21 protein-coding genes are annotated in these 24,217 nt (G+C 56.0%); 13 read left to right on the top strand and 8 right to left on the bottom strand.

From position 1 onward, the window contains the following. Window positions 1-286 precede the first annotated feature (286 nt). The 7 genes from gnd (at window position 287) to rsmA (ending at window position 8,190) form a co-directional block, all read left to right on the top strand. Complete coding sequence (gene gnd, locus HG15A2_RS15195; RefSeq protein WP_145061036.1) at window positions 287-1,726, top strand: decarboxylating NADP(+)-dependent phosphogluconate dehydrogenase; 1,440 nt, start codon at window positions 287-289, stop codon at window positions 1,724-1,726. 424 nt (window positions 1,727-2,150) lie between these two features. Beyond that, window positions 2,151-2,927, top strand: coding sequence for an SDR family oxidoreductase (locus tag HG15A2_RS15190; RefSeq protein WP_145061035.1), 777 nt, complete (start codon window positions 2,151-2,153; stop codon window positions 2,925-2,927). 131 nt (window positions 2,928-3,058) lie between these two features. Continuing rightward, on the top strand, window positions 3,059-4,510 hold the full coding sequence (gene zwf / locus HG15A2_RS15185) for a glucose-6-phosphate dehydrogenase (RefSeq protein WP_145061034.1): 1,452 nt from the start codon (window positions 3,059-3,061) through the stop codon (window positions 4,508-4,510). A gap of 126 nt (window positions 4,511-4,636) precedes the next feature. Next, entirely contained in the window at window positions 4,637-5,560 is a 924-nt protein-coding gene (locus HG15A2_RS15180; RefSeq protein WP_218931997.1) for a phosphatidylserine decarboxylase, read from the top strand. A 159-nt stretch (window positions 5,561-5,719) separates the two neighbouring features. After that, window positions 5,720-6,664, top strand: coding sequence for a CDP-diacylglycerol--serine O-phosphatidyltransferase (gene pssA / locus HG15A2_RS15175; RefSeq protein ID WP_145061032.1), 945 nt, complete (start codon window positions 5,720-5,722; stop codon window positions 6,662-6,664). Further along, on the top strand, window positions 6,645-7,253 hold the full coding sequence (locus HG15A2_RS15170) for a riboflavin synthase (RefSeq protein ID WP_145064089.1): 609 nt from the start codon (window positions 6,645-6,647) through the stop codon (window positions 7,251-7,253). The genes pssA and HG15A2_RS15170 overlap by 20 nt, the downstream gene beginning before the upstream one ends. A 58-nt stretch (window positions 7,254-7,311) precedes the next feature. Further along, window positions 7,312-8,190 (top strand): 16S rRNA (adenine(1518)-N(6)/adenine(1519)-N(6))-dimethyltransferase RsmA, encoded by an 879-nt coding sequence (gene rsmA / locus HG15A2_RS15165; protein WP_218931996.1) that lies wholly within the window; start codon window positions 7,312-7,314, stop codon window positions 8,188-8,190. Between the two features lie 104 nt (window positions 8,191-8,294). On the opposite strand, the gene HG15A2_RS15160 is transcribed toward rsmA, so the two are convergent. Next, window positions 8,295-8,519 carry a MerR family transcriptional regulator gene (locus HG15A2_RS15160; RefSeq protein ID WP_145061030.1) on the bottom strand — a complete coding sequence of 75 codons (225 nt, stop codon included), beginning with the start codon at window positions 8,517-8,519 and terminating at the stop codon, window positions 8,295-8,297. A gap of 245 nt (window positions 8,520-8,764) precedes the next feature. Here HG15A2_RS15160 and hisB point away from each other — a divergent pair, with 245 nt between their 5' ends. Continuing rightward, on the top strand, window positions 8,765-9,358 hold the full coding sequence (gene hisB, locus HG15A2_RS15155; RefSeq protein WP_145061029.1) for an imidazoleglycerol-phosphate dehydratase HisB: 594 nt from the start codon (window positions 8,765-8,767) through the stop codon (window positions 9,356-9,358). Window positions 9,359-9,585: 227 nt separating this feature from the next. Here the strand turns inward: hisB and HG15A2_RS15150 are convergent, their stop codons facing one another. The 5 genes from HG15A2_RS15150 to HG15A2_RS15130 all read right to left on the bottom strand — a co-directional run bounded on the left by HG15A2_RS15150 (window position 9,586) and on the right by HG15A2_RS15130 (window position 14,888). After that, window positions 9,586-10,218, bottom strand: coding sequence for an inorganic pyrophosphatase (locus HG15A2_RS15150; RefSeq protein WP_145061028.1), 633 nt, complete (start codon window positions 10,216-10,218; stop codon window positions 9,586-9,588). A gap of 81 nt (window positions 10,219-10,299) precedes the next feature. Then, a complete protein-coding gene (locus HG15A2_RS15145; protein ID WP_145061027.1) occupies window positions 10,300-11,631 on the bottom strand; it encodes a 6-phosphofructokinase in 1,332 nt (443 codons plus the stop codon). A gap of 183 nt (window positions 11,632-11,814) precedes the next feature. Further along, complete coding sequence (gene accC, locus HG15A2_RS15140) at window positions 11,815-13,158, bottom strand: acetyl-CoA carboxylase biotin carboxylase subunit (RefSeq protein WP_145061026.1); 1,344 nt, start codon at window positions 13,156-13,158, stop codon at window positions 11,815-11,817. 95 nt (window positions 13,159-13,253) lie between these two features. After that, window positions 13,254-13,748: an acetyl-CoA carboxylase biotin carboxyl carrier protein gene (accB, locus tag HG15A2_RS15135; protein WP_145061025.1), complete on the bottom strand. Its 495-nt coding sequence runs from the start codon at window positions 13,746-13,748 to the stop codon at window positions 13,254-13,256. Window positions 13,749-13,799: 51 nt separating this feature from the next. Next, on the bottom strand, window positions 13,800-14,888 hold the full coding sequence (locus HG15A2_RS15130) for a M24 family metallopeptidase (RefSeq protein ID WP_145061024.1): 1,089 nt from the start codon (window positions 14,886-14,888) through the stop codon (window positions 13,800-13,802). 108 nt (window positions 14,889-14,996) lie between these two features. Between HG15A2_RS15130 and HG15A2_RS15125 the strand changes: the two genes are divergently transcribed. The 4 genes from HG15A2_RS15125 (at window position 14,997) to HG15A2_RS15110 (ending at window position 20,799) form a co-directional block, all read left to right on the top strand. Further along, window positions 14,997-15,464: a 6-pyruvoyl trahydropterin synthase family protein gene (locus tag HG15A2_RS15125; protein ID WP_218931994.1), complete on the top strand. Its 468-nt coding sequence runs from the start codon at window positions 14,997-14,999 to the stop codon at window positions 15,462-15,464. A 550-nt stretch (window positions 15,465-16,014) separates the two neighbouring features. Then, the gene (locus HG15A2_RS15120; protein WP_218931993.1) at window positions 16,015-17,694 is read left to right on the top strand and encodes a MotA/TolQ/ExbB proton channel family protein; all 1,680 of its coding nucleotides are present in this window, start codon (window positions 16,015-16,017) and stop codon (window positions 17,692-17,694) included. Further along, window positions 17,691-19,712, top strand: coding sequence for a hypothetical protein (locus HG15A2_RS15115; protein WP_145061022.1), 2,022 nt, complete (start codon window positions 17,691-17,693; stop codon window positions 19,710-19,712). The genes HG15A2_RS15120 and HG15A2_RS15115 overlap by 4 nt, the downstream gene beginning before the upstream one ends. After that, the gene (locus HG15A2_RS15110) at window positions 19,699-20,799 is read left to right on the top strand and encodes a hypothetical protein (protein ID WP_145061021.1); all 1,101 of its coding nucleotides are present in this window, start codon (window positions 19,699-19,701) and stop codon (window positions 20,797-20,799) included. Before HG15A2_RS15115 ends, HG15A2_RS15110 begins: the two co-directional genes overlap by 14 nt. Before the next feature lie 260 nt (window positions 20,800-21,059). Here HG15A2_RS15110 and HG15A2_RS15105 read toward each other — a convergent pair whose 3' ends face one another. Together HG15A2_RS15105 and HG15A2_RS15100 are read right to left on the bottom strand one after the other, a co-directional pair. Then, window positions 21,060-21,632, bottom strand: a complete 573-nt coding sequence (locus HG15A2_RS15105) for a signal peptidase II (protein ID WP_145061020.1) — start codon at window positions 21,630-21,632, stop codon at window positions 21,060-21,062. Window positions 21,633-21,699: 67 nt separating this feature from the next. After that, the gene (locus HG15A2_RS15100; protein ID WP_145061019.1) at window positions 21,700-22,086 is read right to left on the bottom strand and encodes a TraR/DksA family transcriptional regulator; all 387 of its coding nucleotides are present in this window, start codon (window positions 22,084-22,086) and stop codon (window positions 21,700-21,702) included. Window positions 22,087-22,763: 677 nt separating this feature from the next. Here HG15A2_RS15100 and thrC point away from each other — a divergent pair. After that, entirely contained in the window at window positions 22,764-24,179 is a 1,416-nt protein-coding gene (gene thrC, locus HG15A2_RS15095; RefSeq protein ID WP_246117751.1) for a threonine synthase, read from the top strand. The last annotated feature ends 38 nt before the right edge of the window (window positions 24,180-24,217 follow it).

Here is a 24,217-nt window from a genome sequence, read left to right as displayed (position 1 = left end):
TAAAACCTCCTGAAATTAAGGACGAAACGTTAGTTGCTCTAAAACACGTACGCAACCTGATCTGCACAGGTTCATTCTTTGCGTAGTCCTGGGGAGAGTGAAGCGGTTAAGTAAACAGGAGAGTCAGAAAAACGGAATTGAACGTGCGCAATCTCAGGACAAATACGTCGTCAGTCTGCACTTCGGTCCCACGAACAGGGAGCGGGATATTGACCAAATGCCCAGGGCAAACGATCATCATAGGATAACTCACCTCCAAATAATCCGAGAAGAATAGGTCCCCGCTGTGTCTGATTGTGATTTTGGCCTGATTGGCCTCGCCGTGATGGGCGAAAACCTTGCTCTGAACGTGGAAAGCCGCGGCTTTAAGGTCGCTGTAAACAATCGAACCAATAGTGTTGTCGATGATTTCATGGCGGGCCGAGCCAAGGGGAAACAGTTCGTTGGCTGCCACACGGTCGAGGAATTGGTAAAAAATCTCAAGCGCCCCCGCAAAGTCATGATGCTTATCAAAGCTGGGCCAGCGGTCGATGCCGTTATCGAACAATTGGTTCCGCTACTTGATGAGGGAGACATCATCATCGACGGCGGCAATACCTACTACGCCGACACCGAGCGACGCACGAAGTACGTTGAAGAGAAGGGCCTGCTATTCTGCGGCACAGGCGTTTCCGGTGGTGAAGAAGGGGCGCTGAAAGGCCCCAGCATGATGCCCGGCGGCAGCCCCGATTCTTGGGAGCACGTACAACCCATTTTCCAAGCAATTGCCGCCAAGGTAGGCCCAAACAACGACATCCCCTGCTGCGAGTGGGTCGGCCCACGCGGTGCTGGCCATTACGTAAAGATGGTGCACAACGGCATTGAGTACGGCGACATGCAGCTCATCTGCGAAGCCTACTCGATGATGAAGGAGGGCCTCGGGCTTTCCAACGACGAGTTGTACGACGTGTTCGCTGAATGGAACAAGGGCGAACTTGATAGCTACCTCATCGAAATCACTCGGGATATCTTCAGCGTGAAGGACGATGACGGCAGCCACTTGGTCGATAAAGTCCTCGACCGCGCCGGCGCGAAAGGCACCGGCAAATGGATGAGCCAGCTGGCGCTCGATCTCGGTGTGCCTAGTACGCTGGTCACCGAAGCCGTCTACGCACGCGGGCTTTCCTCGTTCAAAGATCAACGCGTCCGAGCGAGCAAGGTGCTTACCGGTCCTGAGCCAAAGTATTCTGGCGATAAGAAAGAGTTTGTCGAGCAGATTCGCCAAGCGCTCTACGCCTCAAAGATTGTCAGCTACGCCCAAGGCTTCGTTCAACTGCAAGCGGCAGCTAAGGAACACGATTGGCCGCTGAACTATGGCGACTGTGCCCTGCTCTGGCGTGGCGGCTGCATCATCCGTGCGGTCTTCCTCGACACGATCAAGGAAGCGTTCGACAAAGACCCCAACCTAGAGAACCTGCTACTCGCCCCGTACTTCCAAAAGGCGATCGACGGAGCTCAAGACGCCTGGCGCCACGTGGTTTCCCAAGCCGCTGTGCTAGGCATCCCCGTGCCCGCGTTTGCCACAGCCCTAGCCTACTACGACGGCTACCGCCGTGCGGACCTACCTGCCAACTTGCTGCAAGCCCAACGCGACTACTTCGGTGCTCATACGTTCGAGCGAACGGATAAGCCCCGGGGTGAGATGTTTCATGCGGAGTGGCTGCAGGAGCGCAAGGAGCCTGTTTAGCTTGTGGCCACATTGTTTTTGAACCACAGAGGGCACGGAGAACACGGAGATGCCAAATGGGAAACCTGGGGATCACCCGCTAACCGACATCTTGCACAACAATCTAACTGTGTATTCCGCGGAAATCGATCAGCGAATAAGGGTGCTTGTTGAAGAATTGCCTAATAACTCACCGATTTATGAGCGATTGCATTTATTACTCACAAGATATAGCTGGGATTTTAATAAGATCAATCTCGAGTTGCTTGCCAAAGAGTTATCAGTCTTAGAACAAGAGCGCAGCGGATAAACCACACAAATATCTTTCATGGCCTATACGATCTATGCTTAGGAAATGGTCCCAAACAGACCTCCGTGATCTCCGTGCCCTCTGTGGTTCAAAAAATAACGCCCAAACCCTGAACAATCGTAACCCTGAGCAACCATGTCCTACCTAGAAAAACTATTCAGCTTCCAAGATCAAGTCGCCGTGGTGATTGGCGGTACCGGTGTCCTTTGCGGTGAGATGGCCGAGGGGCTAGGTCAAGCCGGGGCGCACGTTGTCGTCGCCGGGCGCAGTGAGGAACGGGGCAACGCGCGGGTGAAGTCGATTGAGGAGAAGGGCGGCTCCGCTTCATTCGCCTCGGTCGATGCGATGAGCAAGGCTTCGATTCAAGAACTTTGCGACAAGGTTCTCGCTGAGCATGGCCGGGTGGATGCGGTGGTCAACGGGGCGGGGGTAAACTCCGCCACCCCGTACTTCGAGATCGAAGAGGAAGAATTCGACAAGATCATTCGCAGCAATCTCAATGGGGTGCACTACTCCTGTCAGGTGTTCGGTAAGGCGATGATCGATGCGGGCCGTGGGGCGATTCTCAACGTGGGCAGCGTGACCAGCTTCCTGCCATTGTCGAAGGTTTACACGTACGCCGCCAGCAAAGCGGCCGTGTTGAACCTTACGAAGAACGTGGCTCGGGAATTCGCCCCGCATAAGGTGCGAGTAAACTGCTTGTGCCCAGGGTTCTTCCCTGCCGAGCAAAACCGCAAGATACTCAGCGAGGATCGCATCGCCGACATCATGCGTCACACGCCCATGGACCGCTTTGGCGACGCAGAGGAGCTCAACGGGGCCACCCTGCTGTTGCTCTCCCATACGGCAGGCAGCTTCATCACCGGCGAGGCGATCTACGTCGATGGCGGCTTTACGGCAATGACGATCTAAGGCGCTGGTTATTGGGCGCTAGTTGTTCTCGTGGATGCCGTTAAAATTTGGGCGAAGGCGGAAAACTGCGTACGTCTCCCTTCCACTCAAAACCAGCGCCTTGCGCCCCCTCCAACTAACGCCTCCCTCCCATGCCTCCCACCTTCGTGATCTTTGGTGCTTCAGGCGACTTGACCAGTCGCAAGCTCATACCGGCACTCTACAAGCTATTTGTCAAAGGTCGTTTGCCTTCTGGCGTGCGGGTTGTGGGGTTCTCGCGGAGCAAGTTCTCGCACGATCAATGGCGAGAAAGCCTCGCCGAGACGACGGCAGAATTCGTGGGTGATGGGTTCGACAAAGGGAAGTGGACCGAGTTTGCCGGGCACATCTACTACCATCCGGGCGACATTGGCGAGGCGGAAGATTTTGCGACGCTCGCTTCGTTCCTTTCTGAAGTCGAGGAGGGCAAACCTTGCCCACGGGTCTACTATCTCTCAATGGCTCCTCGATTCTACGAGCCTGCAATCCAACAACTTGGCGCGAGCGGCCTGAACGACGATTGCGATTGCCCGCGTCGTGTCGTGATTGAAAAGCCATTCGGAACGGATCTTGAGTCGGCGAAGCGGCTCAACGAGTCAGTCCACGAGGTTTTTAAAGAGCAGCAGGTCTATCGAATCGACCACTATCTCGGCAAAGAGACGGTTCAGAACCTCATGGTCCTGCGGTTTGCGAATACTATTTTCGAGCCGATTTGGAATCGCAATTACGTTGACCACGTACAAATAACTGTCGCTGAAGAAGTCGAAGTTGGTAGCCGTGCCGGCTATTACGATTCCGCTGGTGTGATGCGAGACATGGTACAGAATCACCTCATGCAATTGGTGATGATCTCAGCGATGGAGGCCCCAGTTCGTTACGATGCCGATGCCATTCGCAACGAGAAAGTAAAAGTCCTGCATGCGATACGACCACTCGATGAGCGGGCAATTCGCAAAGATACCTTCCGTGCCCAGTATCGTGGCTACACAGCGTGTGAAGGTGTGGAGAGCACCAGTCGCACGGCTACGTTCTCTGCCTTGAAGTTGTGGATCGACAATTGGCGCTGGCAGGGGGTGCCATTCTACTTGCGAAGCGGTAAGGCGATGTCGTGCCGTACAACGCAAATCGTTATTCAGTTTCGCGAGCCTCCACACAAGTTGTTCGCCGATAGCCCGAAAAACTTGGGCGAATCTAATCGCTTAGTCATCCAAGTGCAGCCGGACGAGGGCATTCAGATGCATTTTCAAACCAAAGTCCCGGACGCTGGTATGAAAATGCGGCAGACCGATCTCGACTTCAACTACCAGCAAGAATTTAAGAGCAAGATGCCTGAGGCCTACGAGCGTCTGTTGCTCGATGCGTTGGAGGGAGACGCGAGCCTGTTTGCCCGCGCCGACGAAGTCGAAGCCGCCTGGAAGATTATCGACCCGGTGCTGGAAGGTTGGAAATCAAGCGACAAGCCGACACTCTACATGTACGACCCTGGCTTCTGGGGCCCTGACGAATGCACGGAATGGATGCGCGAGCAAGGTCGCGATTGGTTTGATACTTGCCCGGTGTTGTAGTGAAGTTTTCCAAGTGTAAGGTACTGCCGAGTGGAGCGAGGCATACCTTGCCCCTCGTTTATGGTATGCCTCGCTCCACTCGGCAGTACCCTACGTTTTCACTTAGACCTTCGATCGCAACTTGACGTGAACAAACTCCCCGACAATATCAAGAGCGTGCAGCCCGGCGGCGGGAAATGCTATTCGATCGAACTCGCCTGGGGGCGTTTGCGACGCTGGTATCTCAAGTTGTTTTGTAAGAGCTACGTCGACAAGATGGCGGCGCTCCGACTGGGTGACACCGAAGGCGCACCGCATGAAATCCTTGATCCTCGCGATCTGAAATACTGCTGCAATCTTTGCACGGCTCACTGGAAGCCTGAGGATGACCCTTTCCGCAGCCGAGAAGATATTCCGTTTGCGCGCTGGGGATTGGCTGAATTGCAGCTGATGGGGTGGCCTCTCTTCTGGCTGACCGTGGCTACCTGCTTTCTTCCCGGCTGGTGGAAATGTCTGGCTGTGGTCCCCGGCATTATCCTTTGCTTGATCGTCTACTTCTTTCGCGACCCGCATCGTGAGGTGCCAGACGATACAGATGCAATCGTATCGCCAGCGGATGGCACCATTGCAGAGATTACGGAGCTGGATCACTACGACTTCCTCGATGGCCCTGCCCTGCGGATTGGCATTTTTCTCTCGATCTTCAACGTGCATATCAATCGATCGCCTCGCGACGCGAAGGTTGTGGATCTAAACTACAAACCGGGCGAGTTTCTCAACGCGATGAACCCTGAGAGTGCGATCCGCAATGAATTCATGTGGATCGGCTTCCAAGATGACCTGCGCCCGGCGGTACGATTTGCGGTGCGACAAATATCAGGCCTCATCGCCCGACGCATCGTGTGTGCCCTCAAGCCTGGGCAATCGGTCCAACGAGGTGAAAAGTTTGGTATGATAAAGCTGGGCTCAAGGACCGAAATCGTTCTTCCCCGCGACGCAGTGAAGGCAGAAGTCGAGATCGGACAGAAGATTCAGGCTGGGTCGACAATTATTGCAAGGTTTGTTGATTAACCACGGAGTCACGGAGGGCACGAAGAAACTGCTCGATGGGCTTCTTGGTATCGACGAAAAACGTGCTGCAGAACGTGTTTATTAACTAAGTGTTTGTGTGCTGATCGCTAGACCTGACTCGAAACCTCCGTGTCTCCGTGGTGAAATAGAAATAATTCGATGAGACGTATCCGAGCCGTTGCCGTTCTGCCGACACTGTTCACGCTGGGCAACCTCGTGTGCGGGTTCTTCGCAATTGTTGTGGCCTCTCGGATCGATAAGGCGGGCTTGGTAGATGCTCAACCGGCTCCGACACTGGGGTCCATCAAGGAATTTGGAGCCATCCTCGGCAGTCAAGATCCTACGCACAATCTCATGTTGTGCGGCATGCTAATCTTTTTAGCCATGCTATTTGATATGTTCGACGGCCAAGTCGCACGGATGACTCGCACGACCAGCGACTTTGGTGGGCAACTTGATAGCCTTTGCGATCTGGTCTCTTTTGGCGTCGCTCCAGCCATCCTGCTGGTGAAGATGTGCCCGCAATTCACGGAGCTCCACCGCCAAACCATTTGGTGCATCGCGGCGCTGTTTGCTTGTTGTGCTTCGTTACGACTGGCAAGGTTTAACGTCGAGACGGACGAAGAGGACGACCATACTTCCTTCGAGGGACTCCCCACTCCTGCCGCGGCCGCCGTAGTCGCAAGTTGTGCGATGTTCTCGTATACGCTTCGCAACGAGCTGAATTACGTGAACTTCAACGACTACGATGCTTGGCTGCAATGGCTGTTGCCGCCCTACTCGATGATTATCGCCTTGCTCATGGTCAGCCGTGTGCCCTATCCTCACTTGGTAACGATAGCGTTGAAAGGGCAGAAGTCCTTTTCGCAGCTCGTGGTGATCGTGTTTGCACTGCTGGCGTTAATCGCTGTGCGTTGGTACGCGGTCCCCATTCTATGCGGCGTCTATGCAGCGGCTCCCGCAGTGCTGCACCTCTGGCGAACAAGAATTCGCCCCACCACCGATGAGTCAAGCAAAAGAGCAGCAGCAGGTGAGTCCCGTCCCGGGGACCCTTCTGATGAACCCGAAGAAGAGGGCGAGCCGCATGTTCACCGGATTGGTTGAAGATCTCGGCACCGTGGGCGAATTTCGCCTCGAAGATCCCGGTGCGCGTCTGATTGTTGAAACGCAGAGCCTAGCACCTGCTGCGGAGATTGGGGCGAGCATCGCCGTGAATGGGTGTTGTTTGACAGTCGTCGAAATCGACGGAGCAAGGCTTTCGTTTGAGGCGGGTGAGGAAACCCTTAGTCGTACGAATCTTGGTGAACTCGCTCCCGGCGCTCGTGTTAATCTGGAATCGTCGCTCAAAGTAGGCGATTCACTGGGCGGGCACTACGTTACGGGTCACATCGATGGGCTAGGCTCGGTAAAATCACGGGACGACGACGGCCAGTGGTGTACCATGTGGTTCAACGCTCCCGCGCCACTGCTCAAGCAAATGGCCAGTAAGGGTTCAATCGCCGTTGACGGGATTAGCCTGACTTTGGTTGATGTGAGTGACGAAGCATTTAGTGTTGCTCTGATCCCACATACGCTGAGCGTCACGACTCTCGGACAGCGGGCAGTGGGCGACACAATTAACCTGGAGACCGACGTTCTCGCCAAGTATGTCGAGCGTCAACTCGGCGGTTTCCGCACTAACATTGAAGAATAGAAGAATAATCACCGTGCCACCTAAACCTCCAGTCAATCGCCAGACCAAAAGCTTCTTAATGAAGCGCTTCCGTGAAATGGGCATTCAGCCTGCGACGCGGCACGGGCAGAACTTTCTGATTGACCTGAATCTGCAGCACATGATCGTCGATTCTGCCGATCTCGATGAGCGAGATGTGGTGCTAGAGGTCGGCACGGGCACTGGCGCGCTCACCGAACTCATGGCCCAGCAGGCTGCATCTGTGGTGACTGTTGAAATCGATGGTCACCTGTTCGAGCTCGCTAACGAACTGCTATTCAAGTACGACAACGTTGTGATGCTCAAACAGGATGCGTTAAAGAACAAGAATACGTTCGCTCCGGAAGTTTTGGCCCATATCGGCAAGCAATTAGAAGTGGCACCCGAGCGGCGACTGAAGCTCGTAGCAAACTTGCCTTACAACATAGCCACGCCCATCATTAGTAACCTGCTGGCTTGCGAATTCGTGCCGCACAGCATGTCTGTCACGATACAGAAAGAACTGGGCGACCGAATAATCGCGGAGCCTTGGTCGAAGGATTACAGCGCACTAAGTGTGTGGATCCAGAGCCAGGCTGATGCTCAGATCGTCCGCATCATGCCGCCCTCGGTTTTCTGGCCGCCACCGAAGGTGCAGTCGGCGATCGTGAAAATTGCGGTGGATCCAGAAAAGCGTGCGAGTGTGCCCGACCTCAAGTACTTCCACCAATTCACCAAGGCGCTGTTCATCCATCGTCGCAAGTTTCTGCGCGCGAATGTCGTAGCGGCCATGAAGAAGCATTTAAGCAAAGTCGAGGTCGATGCGATCCTCACGGAGATGAACTTTGCGGAGGACTGCCGCACCGAGCAAATCGATGTGGCAACGCTATTGAAGTTGACCGAGTTGGTGCGTGCCCAAGCACCCGACTGGACGCTTTAGCGACAGCTCAATAATGGGACGCGGATCTAGCGGATCAAAGTAGATTTTGAAGATAGATTGATCCGTGAGTATCCGCCCGATCGGCGTTCATCCGCGTTCTGTTCTTAGCTCTCGATAGGTGACGGCCAGCTCTCTTCTTGCTCGGCGATCGCTTCACAAGGAACGCGAATCTTCCCGGCGATCTGTACGAAGGGAAGTTCGCCCTCAGCCAACAGTTGGCGAGCTTCGTTGTGCGTGATGTGCCAGCGGCGCGCGAGGGCGTCGAGAGACAAAGTGTCTTCGCGATCTTCGAGGTAAGGCTTCGTTGCCGGTCGCTTCATGGGAGCCATCTTGAAGGTCTCCGAGGTAGATCGATAGGATGAGTCGAGCGATGAGAGGAAGGGCCCGCACTGCTGCTTCTACGGTCCCGTAACCTCCGATTGTAGCGAACTATCTGGCTGAGGGCCCCAAGATCGGCAATTCCCGCGGTTTCAGGTCCCTCGAACCATTCGCCGCTGTGCGTTGTCCGTGATACGATTAAGCAGAGTGTTTTCCGCCTCCTGCAATGACTGAAGCTAAGGTTTAGAGTGTACGCATGACCCGCATTGGCAAAATTGATCGCAAGACCAACGAGACAAAGATCAAGGTTGAGATCAACCTCGATGGCAGCGGCATCGCGAAGATTAAGACCGGCGTGGGCTTTTTTGACCACATGCTGGAACTATTTACCAAGCATGGTGCGTTCGACTTGACGGTGACGGCGGATGGCGATCTGCACGTTGACCAGCATCACACGGTCGAGGACACCGGCATTGCCTTGGGACAAGCCGTCAAGCAGGCCCTGGGCGACAAGGCGGGCATCCGCCGCTACGGTCATTTCACACTGCCCATGGAAGAGACGCTCGTCACGACGGCGCTCGATCTGAGCGGTCGCTACGCGCTCGCATACAACGCGCCTACTCCAGCGGCCAAAATTGGCGACTTTGATAGCGAACTGCTAGAAGACTTCTGGCAGTCGTTTGCCGCGAACACGCTGTGCAACTTGCACGTGATGCTGCACTACGGTCGCAACAGCCACCACATTGCCGAGGCGGTGTTCAAATCGACGGCCCGCGCTCTGAGGATGGCAGTAGAGAGCGATCCACGGATGCCGGGCGTGCCGAGTACCAAGGGGACGTTGGACGGCTAAAAGTTTTGGAATTAACTTCGAGCTATCTAATGCTTTCGTACGCCCTGTTTTGCATTTTTGCTGTCTGTTTCAGCATCCAATTAGTTTGCGGTTCTACATACGAGATTGAAAAGGGCGAAATCAGGGAACTGACACGTGCCGAAAGTCCTGCCAAATATTGGCTATTCATTGGAATTGAGGGATTCGCAATAGCCGGCCAGTTCATGTGGTTATTTCTGATGTAAATCTCACTCCCCAAAATGCTCTTCGTAGTCGGCCATAGCCGCTTTGATCACTTTGGAAGCCATTTCCCGGCCGTAGGCCTTGTCGATGGGTACTTTCTCTTCGTCCGGCGAGGTCATCTTGTAGGTACTGAAGTAGTGTCGCAGTCGATCGACAAGTACTTCGGGCAATTCGCTGACATCGTTAATCCCTTCCCACATGTAGTCATTTTCCAACACGGCGATGATCTTATGGTCTGCCTCGCCGTCGTCGATCATGGGGAGGCCACCTATGACACGCGCCTTGAGGATGATTTCCGACTTGGTAATGGGTCGTTCACTGATGACGCAAATATCCAGCGGATCGGCATCGCCTCGCTCCGCCCCTTCCATCAGTGCCTGGACCTTATCGCCGCAATACGTGCGCGGAATAAAGCCGTAGAGTGTCGGACAAAACGAGGACGTTCGATTGGGCCGGTCAACGATCAGGTAACCGGTTTTCTTCGAGAGCTCGTACTTGATACGGTCGAAGGGCGTTATCTCGATATAGGCGTGAACGACTACGGGCGCTTCGGGACCCAGCTTATTGAGATCCGGGCCGACATTGAGTCCGTGCCAGGGATGGGGTCGCCAGCGATAAAACGGTGTTGGGAAAGACATGGCTCGTTAGCGTTCAATAGTGTGATCGGCCCGATGCAATTGCTTATCGGCTATGCGGCTGCAAGAATTTCGAAAACTTTATTAGGCATTGCCCAGCACGTCGCCTTCGTTCACGTAGGTTTCCAGGAAGCGAGTCAGCCGCTGGAAATCGCTATCTTGCTCGATATAACGGACCATTGTCACGAGTGTTTCTGGGTCGACCAAATCTTCAAAAGGCACGTATTCGAGTTGTAACTGGCCTGAAACAGAAACCATCACGCCGTTGAGCCGTTGCTCCACGAGTGCCCGGTAAGCACCCACGCCCAGTTGACTACCGAGCATGACATCGAAGGCGTGTGGCTTGGCACAGCGAGCCTCATAGCCAAGCTGCACGGCATTGACCTTGCGATCCTTGCCAGACTGGCGTTTGTATTCCTTGGCGATTAGGTCGGCGAACAAGTCATGGAGATTAATCGCCGAAATGTTGATGTGACCGTGCTCATCGCGATCGATGCCTTCCACATAGCTGTTCGGTAGGAACTCTGCGAGGCCCTCGGCGATCACGACCACGCCGTACTCTTTCCCTTCGCGTTCGCGGGCGGTCATGGTGGCCACAATGCGGGGAATCACTTCGTCAAGATTCATGACCGTGCGAGTGGTCTTCTCACCAGTCTTCGAGTTGATCGACTCCTCCTGTGCCCGGTACTTACCGATGATGTCCTCGACACTCACCACGAGACTCGCCTCACCGGCAATCGCCGCACCGTAGGCGAGCCAGCCAGCACTACGGCCCATGGATTCCGCCAGGAAGTAACTGCGGTTGGCTTCTGCATCGGCGAGCATGTTGCGGATTTCTTCAGCGATGAAGTTTACCGCCGTAAAGTACCCAAAAGTGAAGTCGATGCCTCGATAATCGTTGTCGATCGTTTTTGGCAGATGTACCACGGGTATGCGGTGTGCATCGAGAGGCAGACGGTCCTGATACATCTTGAACTTGTTGGCGGTCTTCAGTGTATCGTCGCCGCCAATCGAAACGAGTGCATCAACCCCTATGGAACGTAGTGCCTCGTAAACGGTCTTCAACGGGGCAGAGCGTTCCTCGTCAGCTAGGTGAGACGGATGCGATATCATTTTGCCGGGATTGGCCCGTGCGGTGCCGATCATGATGCCCTGGGAGTTGCGCGTACGCCGGAGCATCTTGTGATCGAACATCACGTAGTCTTCACCCTCGACCAAAGGATGGTCTGGGCCGAACTGCACTAGTCCTGAGTAGCCATGCTTCACGCCAACGACTTCGATGTCGTGCCGCAAAAACGAAGTAGCAGCAGCGGAGATCACTGCATTGGCTCCCGGTGCGGGGCCGCCTGCGAACAGGATGGCTGCTTTGCGGAAGTTGTGAGTCGTGCGAGGAGGTCGGGAGAGAGTTTCAGCCATCTGGAGTCCGGAAGTTTGTAGACGGAGATTCTAGGTTAGAAAACGTGAATGCGGAGAGCCTGCAAGCACGGATAGTGGCGAGATCGATTGAGCCCATTCTAAGCCAGATTTGCCTGTGTGAGAATGGGCTGGGTGGCAAGCTCCCCATGCCACACTTGATGCTGTTTAACTCGCCCTAGTAGGTCAGCCTCCAAACGTCCGTTCGACGAAGGTCGTGTCGATTCGGCCTTCAGCGAAGGCGCTGTGGCTGAGGATTTCCTGGTGCAGGCTGGCCGTAGTCTTGATGCCATCGACCTTGAGCTCCGCCAGGGCTCGCAGCATGGTTGCGATTGCCTCTTCGCGAGTCGGCTGGTGTACGAGCAGCTTGCCTATCATCGAGTCGTAATATGGCGGCACGATGTAGCCGCTGTGAGCGTGGGATTCCCAACGCACGCCGAAACCGCCGGGAGCGATGAGTCGTTCAATTTTGCCCGGGCAGGGCTGGAAGTTTTTCTTGGGATCTTCCGCATTGATGCGGCATTCGATTGCCGCTCCGGTGCACTTGATGTCCGACTGGCTTAGGGAGAGCTTTTCGCCGCTGGCGATGAGGATCTGCTGCTTGATCAGGTCTACGCCGCTGATGAGTTCGGTGACCGGATGCTCCACCTGGATGCGGGCGTTCACTTCGATGAAGTAGTAGTTGCCGTCCTTGTCGACGATGAACTCCACAGTCGCCGCGTTTGTGTATTTGGCTTCAATAATCAATCGGCGAGCTGCCTCGCACATCGCCTTACGTGACTTCGGCGTGACATTCAGGCTGGGGCTCTCTTCGATGAGCTTTTGGTGGCGACGCTGTACGGAACAGTCGCGTTCCCACAGGTGCACAGCGTTGCCATGGGTATCGGCCAGAACTTGAACTTCCACGTGCCGTGGTTGTTCGATGTATTTTTCGAGGTAGACAGCCCCGTTACCAAAAGCAGCTTCTGCTTCCGCCTTGGCTTGCTGCAATGCGGACTTCAACGAGAGATCATTAGCCGCTACTCGCATGCCGCGGCCCCCTCCACCGGCGACGGCCTTGATGATGACCGGAAAGCCGACGTCGTGAGCGAACTTGAGGGCCTCTTCTTCATTTTCGATGAGCCCTTCGCTTCCGGGCACCACCGGCACCTTTGCCTTGCGCGCTAAGCTGCGTGCGGCGTTCTTGTCGCCGAGTTGTGCCATGGCCTCGGGGCTCGGGCCGATGAAATCGATGTTACAACTGCGGCAGATCTCGTTGAAATGGGCGTTCTCAGCGAGGAAACCGTAGCCTGGGTGCAGCGCCTGCACGTTGCCTACTTCGGCAGCACTGATCACGTTGGCGATTTTCAGATAGCTATCGGCAGGCTTGGCCGGCCCGACACAATACGCTTCGTCGGCCAAGTCGAGATAATTCGCTCCACGGTCTGCTTCGCTATAAATGGCGACCGTCTCGATGCCAAGCTCGCGGCAGGCACGCATGATGCGGAGGGCGATCTCTCCACGATTGGCAATGAGGATTCGTTGATACATGACTTGGGGGCGATCGGTTTCGGGCCAATGCGGCGAAAACTCAGTCTGCTACAAAACGGTAGGCAGCGAGGACGACTAGCGGCAACTCAATGGGCCTATTCAACTTGAAACAACTTTTGGCCGAATTCCACCGGGTCGCCATTTTCGACTAGCACCGCGGCGATCTTGCCAGAACACTCGGCAGCGATTTCGTTGAAAACCTTCATGGCTTCGATAATACAGACGACCGTATCGCCGCCGACTTGATCACCCACCTTTACGAAGGGAGGGGAGTCTGGGTTGGCGGTGGCGTAGAAGGTGCCAACCATCGGACTAGTGATGTAGTTGGCGTTGTCGGCAACTGCTGGTGCCGTACCGCTCGCTTCTCCGCCGGCAGTTGCGGGCGCAGCTTGCGGAGCCGCATGAGCGGGTGCTGCTGCCGCTGTTGGGGCGGAATAAACGGGCAAGTCGCCGTCCTTACGAAGACGAATGCGCTGATCGCCCTGCTTGAGGTCAATTTCGCCCAGTTCGTACTCATTCATCAGTTCGACAAGACGTCGCACCTTGCGAACATCGAATACATCACTGGGGTTGGTTCCGCCGCTGGCCATTAAACAATACTCCTGGAATGTGTCTTATCTAACTATCGCTGGCTAAGGTACTCAGCCAACGATGCATTCATCGAGTTCTTTGGGTACATTGCTCAGCACTTCGTGCCCGCTACGCGTGACAAGTATGTCGTCCTCGATGCGGATGCCGCCCCATTCAGGGAAGTAAATGCCCGGCTCGACCGTTACGATCATACCCGCCTCGAGCTTCGTCTCCTGATTCTTGGCAAGCCGCGGTGCTTCGTGGATTTCCAATCCGGTGCCGTGTCCCAACCCATGCCCAAAGTACTTGCCATGCCCGGCTCGTTCAATGACCTTGCGAGCTGCGGCATCAACCTTCTCGCAGGTCACACCCGGCTTGATGGCGGCTATTCCGGCCAGCTGCGCTTTAAGCACAACTCCATACAGCTTACGGAGTTTCGTCGAAATCTTACCGGTGGCTAAAATACGCGTCAAGTCGCTCATGTAGAGAGATTCGTTGACTCCCCAATCGATCAAAACAAAGTCGCCACTACCAATTTTCCGCTCTGTCGCCGTGCCGTGGGGCAAGGCAGCACGTTCCTGTACGCCCACGATTGGGGTGAAGCTCAGCCCTTTGCCTCCAAATCGACGAGCTTGGTACTCCAAGTCGGCTGCGATCTCCGACTCCTTGGTCTCCCCTGTGATTTTTGCTCGCACGACCTCGAATGCCCGTCGGGCCAGTTCGCAAGCTCGCCGTGTGGCAGCGATCTCATCGCGATCTTTGATCATTCGCAGCGCTTCGATCCAGCCGTCGGTGGGCTCCAAACGAGCCTTGGGCACGGCTCTCTCAACCTTGTCTCGGAGGGCAACAGTCATCGAACTGGCTTCGATGCCCAACTTACTGACTTTACACTTCTTGAGCGTCTTGGCCACATCGTCGATCATCTTCTGGCCGGGGCCGCGGATCTGGAGATCGACATCCGGGCACTCCGACTCCAGCTGCTGTGAGTATCGTTGATCGCTAATGAGAATATCGCGATCCGTGGTCACGAGCAAATAGCTGTCGTCCCCTGTGAAACCGGTCAGATAGGTCACATTCACGAAATTAGTGACCAGTAGTGCGTCGAGCCCCTCCTTCTTGAGTTGTCGGCGGATCTTGGAGCGACGGGGAGCGTGATTCATATTTGATCGCATCAGTTGCATTTTGAGGTTCAAGGCGTGAGTAACAGTATCGAAGCCCGGGGCAATGCTTGCAAGCGCCGGCTTGCAACGACTGGCTCAGGAGGGAGAATGGCAGGAGCAAAACCAGCTTCCATTTCCCTCAATTTCTTCCCGAAGCCTCAGAACATGTTCCGCGTTACCCGAGAAATCGACTTCTGCTACGGCCATCGGCTACTCAACTACGACGGCAAGTGTCGGCATCTGCATGGGCACAATGGTACGGCGGTCATCACAATTGAGGGCCCCGAGTTGGACAATCGCGGCATGGTCGTGGATTTTTCGGACATCAAGAAGGCTGTGAGCACCTGGATCGACGACAATCTCGATCACCGCATGCTACTTAATCGGGCCGATCCTGTGGTCCCGATCCTCGAGGAAATGGGCGAACCGCTCTACCTGGTGGACGAGAATCCTACGGCCGAGAATATTGCGAAGCTGATCTATACGGAAACGAAAGGCCTCGATCTGGCGGTGCCCATCGTTGAAGTGCGGCTGTGGGAAACACCCAAATGTTACGCGACTTACGTTCCAGAGTAGGCCATTCTTCAAGAGCATGTAAACAAAAGCAGCCCGGTCGACGATGGTCGAGCTCGGGCTGCTATCCCCCCTGGGATGTTTCGTCGCCGCGTCAGTTTGATTGTCGCGGGCGTGTGTTTTATTCAGTAAGAACGGTATCGTCCCTCACGTGCCTGGGGCTTTGGCAATCTTTGCCGGTTGGTCAAGGAAATCCGATTTTTGGTCTTCTGGGCCGCATTGCAACAGGGTTTCGCTTGAATTCGCACCAAGGGTAGGAAGGAAACAGTGGAGCAAGTTCTGGCAGGAACCTGCTAACCACCTCGCTTGCCAGAACCCGCCCAACACTATCCGGCTTTAGTTCTGAAATCCCCAGCAATCAGTGCTAGCAATCGATGGGCAGTTTTCGTCGATTTCGGCTCAGTAAATTTTGACGGTTGTGCCGATTCTATAAGGGAAGGTCCTCTCCGACCGATCACCGTGCGCGTTGGTTGGTAGGGAAGGCTAAGCGGGATTTATGAGGGGGAGCAACCAGCTCCCAGCTTTAGCTGTTTGTGGCGTCAGTAGACGTCGGATGAGAAAGACTACTAACAAAGGATTGGTCGCCGTGTCGCGTATTACTAGCATTTCTGAATGGCTGCTTCGGCAGTCGATCATCTGGGGTGGGCTCGCCTATCTTGGTTTCTACGCGGTGTTCGTTCGCAGCTTTCCCGAGGGTAGCGCTGTCCAGCGGTACTTCAATGGGTACTGGATCGAGAATGTCACGGTTGCGTTATTCTGCATTGGTACTGCGGTATTGGTCATCAAGCTTCTTGGGCTGGCGATTCAGTTCGGGTCGTTGGAACGCACGGGGCTTGCGACGCCGTCAGCCGAAGGAGAGAGTGTCGAAAACACGGGTGAATTGTTGCGGCAGGTCAACAGTGGCTCGGCTAGCTTGCAAGACAGCTACCTTGTGCGGCGACTGCGAAATGCCTTGCAGTACGTAAGCAAGCGGGGCACGGCAGACGCGTTAGAAGAACACTTGCGTCATCTGCAAGACATTGACCTGGGACGAATGCATCATAGCTATGCTTCGGTACGGATCATCGCTTCCACGATACCCATTCTAGGATTCTTGGGCACGGTTATCGGTATCACGATGGCCATTGCGCAGCTTTCGGGTAGCCAGATGGAGCAGTCGCTCCCCCAGGTCATTTCTGGTTTGAGCGTGGCATTTGATACAACCGCGCTGGCGCTGGCATTGTCGATGGTCTTACTGTTCTCAAAATTCCTTGTCGAACGGGTGGAAGTCAACCTCCTATCGACCGTAGATCAACGAGCCGAAGAGCAGCTTGTGGGGCGGTTCAAGCAATATGGCTCGTCGCACGATCCACACATGGCTTCGATTCTGCGCGCTTCAGAACAACTTCTGGCTGTTGTAGATACAGCTTGCCAGCAGCAGACAGACCTACTGACCAACTCGCTGCAGGAGACAAGCAAAAAGTGGTCCAAACTTGCCGATCACACAGCTGAGACCGTAAGCACAGCGCTGGCGAACGGGCTTTCGCGTGGCTTAAAGACACACTCGACGGGCTTGAATGAGAGCGTGGGCCGTTTTGCGGAGCAGCTCGAACAGACACTCATTCGCCACGCGGAAATCCTCAATGAAGGGCTCGAACAGCACTCAGCCGTCATGAACGATGGCATGCAGCATCACGCAGGCGTACTCAACACGGGTACGTTGAAGCTGACAGAAGTCATGGAACAAGGTGCCACCCAGTACGTTGCTGCTCTGGCAGAGGCTTATGAAGTGCATACCGAAACGCTTATTGCATCGGAAACGCAATTGGCCAACGAAAACCGACAGCATCTCTCCGACGTTGAAGGTGCCCTTGGCGAAGCAGTCCTGGTCGCGTCCACGCGGCAGGAAGAACTGGTTGCTCGCAGCGAGCAACTGCTGAAGGACATGCAAGCCGCGCTCATCGAGGCCGCTGGTACGACAGTAGCCCAGCAGCAACAACTTATTAAGCAGGGCGACGTTCTACTGCAGGTGGTGGAAGCCACAGGGCAAGTTCGCAAATTGGAAGAGGCGCTAAATAGCAATCTCCGCTCGCTGGCCGGTTCGCATCACTTCGAGCAGACCGTGATGAGCCTTTCCGCAACGCTACAGATGCTCAGCTCGCGTCTGGGCCAACCATCGCCGCAGGCGACTGAGATTGCCTTGAGTAGTGTGGATGACACGGAAGCTGGGGAGCCAACGAGCTACGCTGCATGAGCCGCGCGGTTAGAGATAACTCGAAAGCGGTCAGCCTGTTTCCCTTTTTAGCAGTGCTGCTCTGCACGATGGGCGCATTGCTCGTCCTGTTGGTCGTGCTCGCCGAACAGGCGTCGCGCGTTGCCAAAGAGGGCGCCACGCAATCGGCTACTGACTCGACGGCGAATGTCGCGGCGGCAGCTGCGCCCTCCAAGGCGAAAACGTCCGGCGAACTCGACTCCAAGATCGCCGAGTTGCAGCTGCTGCGCAAGCTTCGCGACGAGCAAGCTCGGCAATCCCGGGAGCTTTCCCAACGCGTTGCCAACGAGCGAGCTCAGCTAGCCCACCTTGAGGAACACGCTAGGCGGCTTGAGCATATCGTGGCGGAACTATACATCAACAATGGGCAACTCAAAGCGGCTGAGGGCGATCTCACAGTCGACAGCGAGCAAGCGAAGAGCGAACTGGCCCGATTGCAGCAACTCATCGAAGAGACGAGCGACCAAGTAGAAGAGATGCAGGGGGAGGCGAAGCGGCCGAAGACGTATGCCATTCTCCCTTACCGTGGCCCCAACGGCACATTCCGCCCGCCGGTATTCATCGAGTGTCTGGAAGAGGCGATCGTCGTGCAGCCAGGCGGAATCGAACTTACCGAGAAGGACTTTGTGAAGCCTCTCCGACCGGGTAACGCTCTGGCTGCCGCTCTGCGTGCGACGCAGGCCCACTACAACAAGGAAGCAGCCGCAACGGGCCAGGAGCCGCTGGATCCCTATCCCCTGCTGATCGTACGTCCTTCGGGACGAAATGCTTACCGACAGGCTCTGGCTGCGTTGAAGGTGGCGGACATTTCCTTCGGCTATGAGTTCATTGCAGAGGGAAAGCAGCTCGAGTTCCCGGCTGTCGAACCGCGTCTGGCTAACACTCAGAGTCACGCTGTAGAGTTTGCTCGCATTCAGCAGGAGCGGCTCGCGAAGGCGGCCCCACGTCGATTCGCTCGCGTTGCTGTTGGGCGTGGCGGGGGAACGGGTGGGGGCTACGGCTCTGGGCCCGGCTCCGGCGGCCAGCACTATCGTGGGCAGAACTATGCGAACATCGATTACGGCGGAACTGGCAATGGCGGAGCATCCGATCGGTACGGGGAATCCGCAAGCGCTGATGGCCTGAGCACGTCAGTGGCATCGGAAAGCGACAATCGTTTCGGTAGCGGGCAAGGAAGCGGAAGCAACGCCGGCAGTTCGGGACCTAATTTTCCAGGCAGCGGTTCTGCGAGTTCGGGCAGTGGTGGGACTGGAGGGGGCGGCGTGGCTGGGGATGGGGCTGGTAATCCTGGGGAGTCCGGTACTTCCGGCGATCCGAATGCCCAGGGGCAGAATCAAGCCGGCGATTCTTCGGAGGCAGGTGAATCAGGGCGAGGCGGCTCTGGGGATGGTACCGGCGGCTCACCTGGTGGTTCGCAAGCGAGCGGCTCTACAGCCGATCAGGGGGCCGCAGGGGGTAGTTCGTCGAAGGGGTCAGCAGGCGGTTCCGCCGGTTCGGAGCAGGCCTCAGGGGGCGCTGGCGGCGGTCAGCCTTCCCCCGGCCAGAGTGGTCAGCAAGCCGGCTCGACACAAACCTTCTCCAACACGCCACAAGCCGAAAGTGCTGCCGGCGAGCGAGGAGCGGATTGGGCCCTCAAGAAATCGCGCCAGACATCAATGGCCATGCGGCGGCCGATTGCCGTGGTCGTGAGCAGAGAAGGTTTCGAGCTGCTCTCGGGCGATGGGCGCCGTTCGAGCGGACCTAGCGGCTTCGTTTCCTTCGATCAACCAACCGGCCGCGTGCTGGACGAGTTCGCGGTGCAATTGCAGCGCCGTACCAAAGAGTGGGGATTGGCTGGACGCAGCATGCACTGGAAGCCAGTGCTCATGTTGAATGTCGATCCCGATGCACAGCGCCAGGCAGACAACCTAGCTCGACTGCTGTCAGGCAGCGGTGTGGACATTAGGTCGTCTACCGTGGCGAGAACATCCTCGGAAGGAACTCCTCGTGTCACACGCTAGAGAAGCACGCGCCGAATCCGATGAGGGGATGCCCGGTGAGGACTCGTTCCTCGATATCGTAGCGAACATCGTCGGCATCCTCATTATCTTGGTTATGGTCGTCGGCGTGCGAGCTTCCCAAGGTGTGCTTCTCGCCTCTCCTGAGACTGATGGGAAGCTCCAACAGGTTTCGTTGGAAACAGGTCCTAGTCCTGACCAGGGAGACATAAATGCTCTCACTGCAAACCCACAAGATATTGCAGGAGAAGTGCTTGCCTTGCGGCGCGAGATAGCCTTCGCGGACCGTGAGAACGCCAAACAGGTCGAGCGAGCTAGGCAGGTGATCGAAGACCGCTTGGCCTTAGAAGCAGAGCGACAGAGACTCCTCACCCTGCAAAGCGTCCAAGAGCAAGACCTCGCTAGGCGGCGCGAATTACTCGACGAGCAGGCCCGCGAGGATTTCGATGTCCAGCGGGACTTGGTCACTGCCCAGCTAGAACTACAAAAACTCTCCGAGCAGCAGATGGCTCTGGTTGGGCAGACCGAGGAGTCCGAAGAGCTGATTTGTGTTCCCACGCCTCTGGCGAGAGAAGTTGAGGATGATTCGATCCACGTACGGCTCCGCAACGGTAGGCTGGCGATTGTGCCAGCTGACGAACTGCTGGACGAGATTCGCAACGGAGCGGCCTACCTTCGTCAAGGCGTGAGAGAGCGTGGCCAGGCCGTTGATATTGCAGGCCCGATCGACGGCTTTCGGATGCGGTTGACGCTCTCGCAGTACTCCGAGATCCCTGTGACCGCTACGCCACTGATGGCTTCTGCAAAGGTCAAGCAGGTGATTACCGGAGAATTCATGCCTACCTCTGAGCAGGTCGGGCAGCCGATCGAGCAAGCCCTCATGCCGAATTCAAAGTTCACGCAACGACTTCGCCGCCGTCGCTCGACCACCGAGAGTGTAGTCGCCTGGGTTTACCCGGATGCCTATGAAGATCTCAGGCAGCTCAAACGCTCGTTGTGGGAAGAGGGCGTGCCGCTGGCCGTGTTCCCGCTGGACAACGACGATAATATTGTCTTTTCCTCAGAAGGCGTGAAAGCCTCGGCGCAGTGATTCCCGATTTCCGGGAATCAGTTTCACGCCGCGATGGAGTTGCGTGGCTTCGACGATAGCCAGAAGAGTTATCTGCGAGGTTGGCTTAGCTAGGCAATATCCGCCTTCCACTGGAAGGCTCTCAGAGGAAGCAACACGACATCCGAGGACTCAATAAGTTCTCCGCCGGGGCACTGACTGGAAGACTCAGGATCAGTTACTAGCAATCGCAAGGAGGGGAAGAAGGTGCGGCACACCGTGAGCTTCGCTGCCCCGAGTGACTAAGCTTCGTCATCACCCTGGGGCTGATCTCGCTCGCCGAAGAAGGAGAGCAACATGAGTGTCCCCGCTCCGCACACCAGCAAGGTGTCCGCGATATTGAAGTTGGGCCATACCCAACGATCATCCCATTGCACGAGTATCCAGTCTCGAACCGCGTAAACGGGGCCCTCGCGTTGCGCGTAGAAGCGATCCCAGGTGAGCCCATGCATGCCCATCCGATCGTAGAGATTCCCGAGCACTCCGCCCATGATTGCGCCCATAGCGAATGTGAGCCTAGAGTCTTCCGCGGCTCGGTAGCGAAACAACCAGAGCGGAATTCCTACGATGGCAACCAGTGCACACACAGCGAATAGCCAAACCTGGCCTTGCCCCATGCCGAACAGGGCGCCCTCGTTAAGGCTCAACTGAATCCCAGCGTGTCCCTCCCATAGCCACCAGCCCTTGCCTTGAAACTGCTCCGGGTGAGCGAACGTCCAGGACTTGGTCCACAGATCAAGCAGGCAGCCCAAAACGGCGGGGGCTAAGAATAGGACGTAACGTGAGGCGGGCAGTCTTGCTGGGGCTTCGGTCACATTCGTCCTCCTTGAACGCTAGGTGCTCTCTGTCTGAGCAACGTAGGGGTTAGCTACGTGCCCGCAGCTAGTCTTTCATTTCGAGCTTGCCCTGGCTACGAAGCTCGGCACATTTAATACAGAGCGGCGTGTAGGGAATGGCATTCAAGCGAGTCTTTGGCACAACCTTCTCGCAATGCACGCATTGGCCGTAAGTTCCTGCTTCGACGCGATCCAGAGCCGATTCGATCATTTCGAGGCGGTTTCCCTCGGTCGCTAGCAGGCTTAGCGTGAATTCCTGCTCGTAATTCTCGCTGCCCAATTCGGCCATGTGAATGGGCATGCTCGCGGTACCTTCGCCATTCATCCCCGATTTTCTCAAGGCGGAATCTGCCATCGAGCTTACGTCGCCACGCAGGCGAGCCCTGAGATCGAGCAAACGCTCGCGATAGACTTTCATGTCTGCTTTCTTCATAGCGCTCTTCAGTCCCCTGTTCATCTCTTCAGACTCTTAACTCGCCCCTTCGCCTCATTGCAGAGGTGCAAGCTATCCGACGAGATCAGCTTTGAATCAGCATGTTCCTTCTGCTGTCTTCGGTGAGAGTGGTTGTAATTGCTTGATCTCTGCACACTCGGCAGAGACTTGCCATCATAAGCCTCCCTTTCGAAAACGTCAAACCGGCAGGTAGGCATGTTGTCAACGTAAGTTGTTTCTAGGTAAGTGTTTAGGAGTCTTGCTGGCCACTCGGAAAAGCCGCCCGCGGCGTAGCAGGAAGTCTGGGCCGCGGCTGTCCGTAAGTCGTGGTCCATCGCACTTTATGCGGTCGTTTGTTTCTGTGTGTCCCGTAGGCTTATCGCCCTCCCAGGGTGCACCGCCTATGGCCGAGTGCGTGCCGAATATCAGCCTCTGCATTTAAATTGTTGCGCAAATGTTAATGCCATTCGTTCCTGACACCTTTTCCGCAGGTCAAAAAAAGTGCCAATAATTCTTGCCGGACACGTCTGCCTGCCCACGTTGCCACTTCTGGTGTCGCCTAGTAGACTCTATAAGTTGTTTTCTCATTGGCATTTAACCCCTGCCATTCCCTACTTCGAGCGACTGCGGAAGCCGGCTGCTAGCTGGCCATGAAGCACTCTGGAGACCCGATTCTGGTGGCAAGCTCTGTTAACATCAACACGACTCACGCCTACCAACAGTGCGTATCACCCGATTGTGCCGCGACTTACGACGTGGGTGAGGTCCGTACCTCGTGCGATGCCTGTGGTAGCCTGCTGGATGTAACCTACCAGTGGGACCAACTGCCGGTCCCTGATTCTCTCAAGTGGTTTGAGCAAAAATGGGCCCGCCGCAACGAGCCCCTGTGCCGCAGCGGTGTTTGGAGATTCCACGAGCTCCTACCATTCGCCAAGCCAGAGCAGATCGTCACGATTGGCGAGGGGCAGACCCCGCTGATCGAAACTGACGGAGTTGGCAAGTACATCGGCATGGACCCCGGGAGACTGTACCTGGAGTACGAGGGCATGAACCCCTCGGGCAGCTTCAAAGACAACGGCATGACCGCCGCTTTTACCCATGCTCGCACGATTGGCGCGACCAAAGCGGCATGTGCCTCGACCGGCAACACGAGTGCTTCACTAGCGCTTTACTGCTGCTCGAGCAAGCTCATGCAGGCGGTGATCTTCATCGGCTCGGGGAAAATTTCCTACGGCAAGCTCTCCCAAGCACTCGATTATGGGGCACTCACGGTGCAAATCTCTGGTGACTTCGACGACGCGATGCACCGCGTTCGCCAAGTGAGCGAGAAACTGGGAATCTATTTGGTGAACAGCGTGAATCCATTTCGGCTGGAAGGCCAAAAAACGATCATGCTGCGTGTGCTAGAAAGTCTCAACTGGGAAGTGCCCGATTGGATTGTGGTCCCCGGTGGCAATCTCGGAAACAGCAGTGCCTTTGGCAAAGCGTTCCACGAATTGCATACGCTGGGCCTGATCGATCGCATCCCTCGCCTAGCGGTAATTAATGCCCAGGGAGCCAACACGCTGCACGAGCTGTACCAAGGGCGCGGCCTGCGTTGGAACGAGGGAAGCCCAGACCAATCCATTATCGACAAATACTATGCTGAGCTCGACGCTGCCCAAGGCAAGGCAGACACGATTGCCAGCGCGATCGAGATCAATCGACCGGTGAATCTCATTAAATGCTTGCGTGCCCTCGACTGTTGCGATGGCGTAGTCCGTGAGGTAACCGATCAGCAAATCCTCGACGCCAAGAGCCAAGTCGGTGCGAACGGCATGGGGTGTGAACCGGCCAGTGCGGCCAGTGTCGCGGGCGCAAAGTTGCTGCGGGAGCAGGGCGTCATCGCCCCCAGCGACCGGGTGGTATGCATCCTTACCGGCCACCAGCTGAAAGACCCCACCGCAACGGTCGCCTACCATACGGCCGACCAAGATGAGTTTGAACGCGTGCTCGGCAGCCGTGGAGTTAGCCGTGCCCAGTTTGCCAATCGGGCTGTGAAGGTAGAGAATAATCTTGATGAGATCATTCAAGCGATTCAACTCAATAGCTAAGGCACAACATTTGTGCGAACCGCCTCCCCACCAAAGTC

The sequence above is a fragment of the Adhaeretor mobilis genome (assembly GCF_007741515.1).
Lineage (GTDB): Bacteria > Planctomycetota > Planctomycetia > Pirellulales > Lacipirellulaceae > Adhaeretor > Adhaeretor mobilis.
This window is presented reverse-complemented; position numbering and strand designations above follow the sequence as displayed.

What these genes read in the sequence shown, in the direction of transcription:
- HG15A2_RS15170 (WP_145064089.1), top strand. Translation starts at nt 6,645, where the DNA reads ATGTTCACCGGATTGGTTGAAGATCTCGGCACCGTGGGCGAATTTCGC.
- HG15A2_RS15100 (WP_145061019.1), bottom strand. Translation starts at nt 22,086, where the DNA reads ATGAAGAAAGCAGACATGAAAGTCTATCGCGAGCGTTTGCTCGATCTC.
- zwf (WP_145061034.1), top strand. Translation starts at nt 3,059, where the DNA reads ATGCCTCCCACCTTCGTGATCTTTGGTGCTTCAGGCGACTTGACCAGT.
- accC (WP_145061026.1), bottom strand. Translation starts at nt 13,158, where the DNA reads ATGTATCAACGAATCCTCATTGCCAATCGTGGAGAGATCGCCCTCCGC.
- HG15A2_RS15160 (WP_145061030.1), bottom strand. Translation starts at nt 8,519, where the DNA reads ATGGCTCCCATGAAGCGACCGGCAACGAAGCCTTACCTCGAAGATCGC.
- accB (WP_145061025.1), bottom strand. Translation starts at nt 13,748, where the DNA reads ATGGCCAGCGGCGGAACCAACCCCAGTGATGTATTCGATGTTCGCAAG.
- HG15A2_RS15190 (WP_145061035.1), top strand. Translation starts at nt 2,151, where the DNA reads ATGTCCTACCTAGAAAAACTATTCAGCTTCCAAGATCAAGTCGCCGTG.
- HG15A2_RS15115 (WP_145061022.1), top strand. Translation starts at nt 17,691, where the DNA reads ATGAGCCGCGCGGTTAGAGATAACTCGAAAGCGGTCAGCCTGTTTCCC.
- hisB (WP_145061029.1), top strand. Translation starts at nt 8,765, where the DNA reads ATGACCCGCATTGGCAAAATTGATCGCAAGACCAACGAGACAAAGATC.
- HG15A2_RS15120 (WP_218931993.1), top strand. Translation starts at nt 16,015, where the DNA reads ATGAGAAAGACTACTAACAAAGGATTGGTCGCCGTGTCGCGTATTACT.
- HG15A2_RS15130 (WP_145061024.1), bottom strand. Translation starts at nt 14,888, where the DNA reads ATGAATCACGCTCCCCGTCGCTCCAAGATCCGCCGACAACTCAAGAAG.
- rsmA (WP_218931996.1), top strand. Translation starts at nt 7,312, where the DNA reads ATGAAGCGCTTCCGTGAAATGGGCATTCAGCCTGCGACGCGGCACGGG.
- pssA (WP_145061032.1), top strand. Translation starts at nt 5,720, where the DNA reads ATGAGACGTATCCGAGCCGTTGCCGTTCTGCCGACACTGTTCACGCTG.
- HG15A2_RS15125 (WP_218931994.1), top strand. Translation starts at nt 14,997, where the DNA reads ATGGCAGGAGCAAAACCAGCTTCCATTTCCCTCAATTTCTTCCCGAAG.
- HG15A2_RS15145 (WP_145061027.1), bottom strand. Translation starts at nt 11,631, where the DNA reads ATGGCTGAAACTCTCTCCCGACCTCCTCGCACGACTCACAACTTCCGC.
- HG15A2_RS15150 (WP_145061028.1), bottom strand. Translation starts at nt 10,218, where the DNA reads ATGTCTTTCCCAACACCGTTTTATCGCTGGCGACCCCATCCCTGGCAC.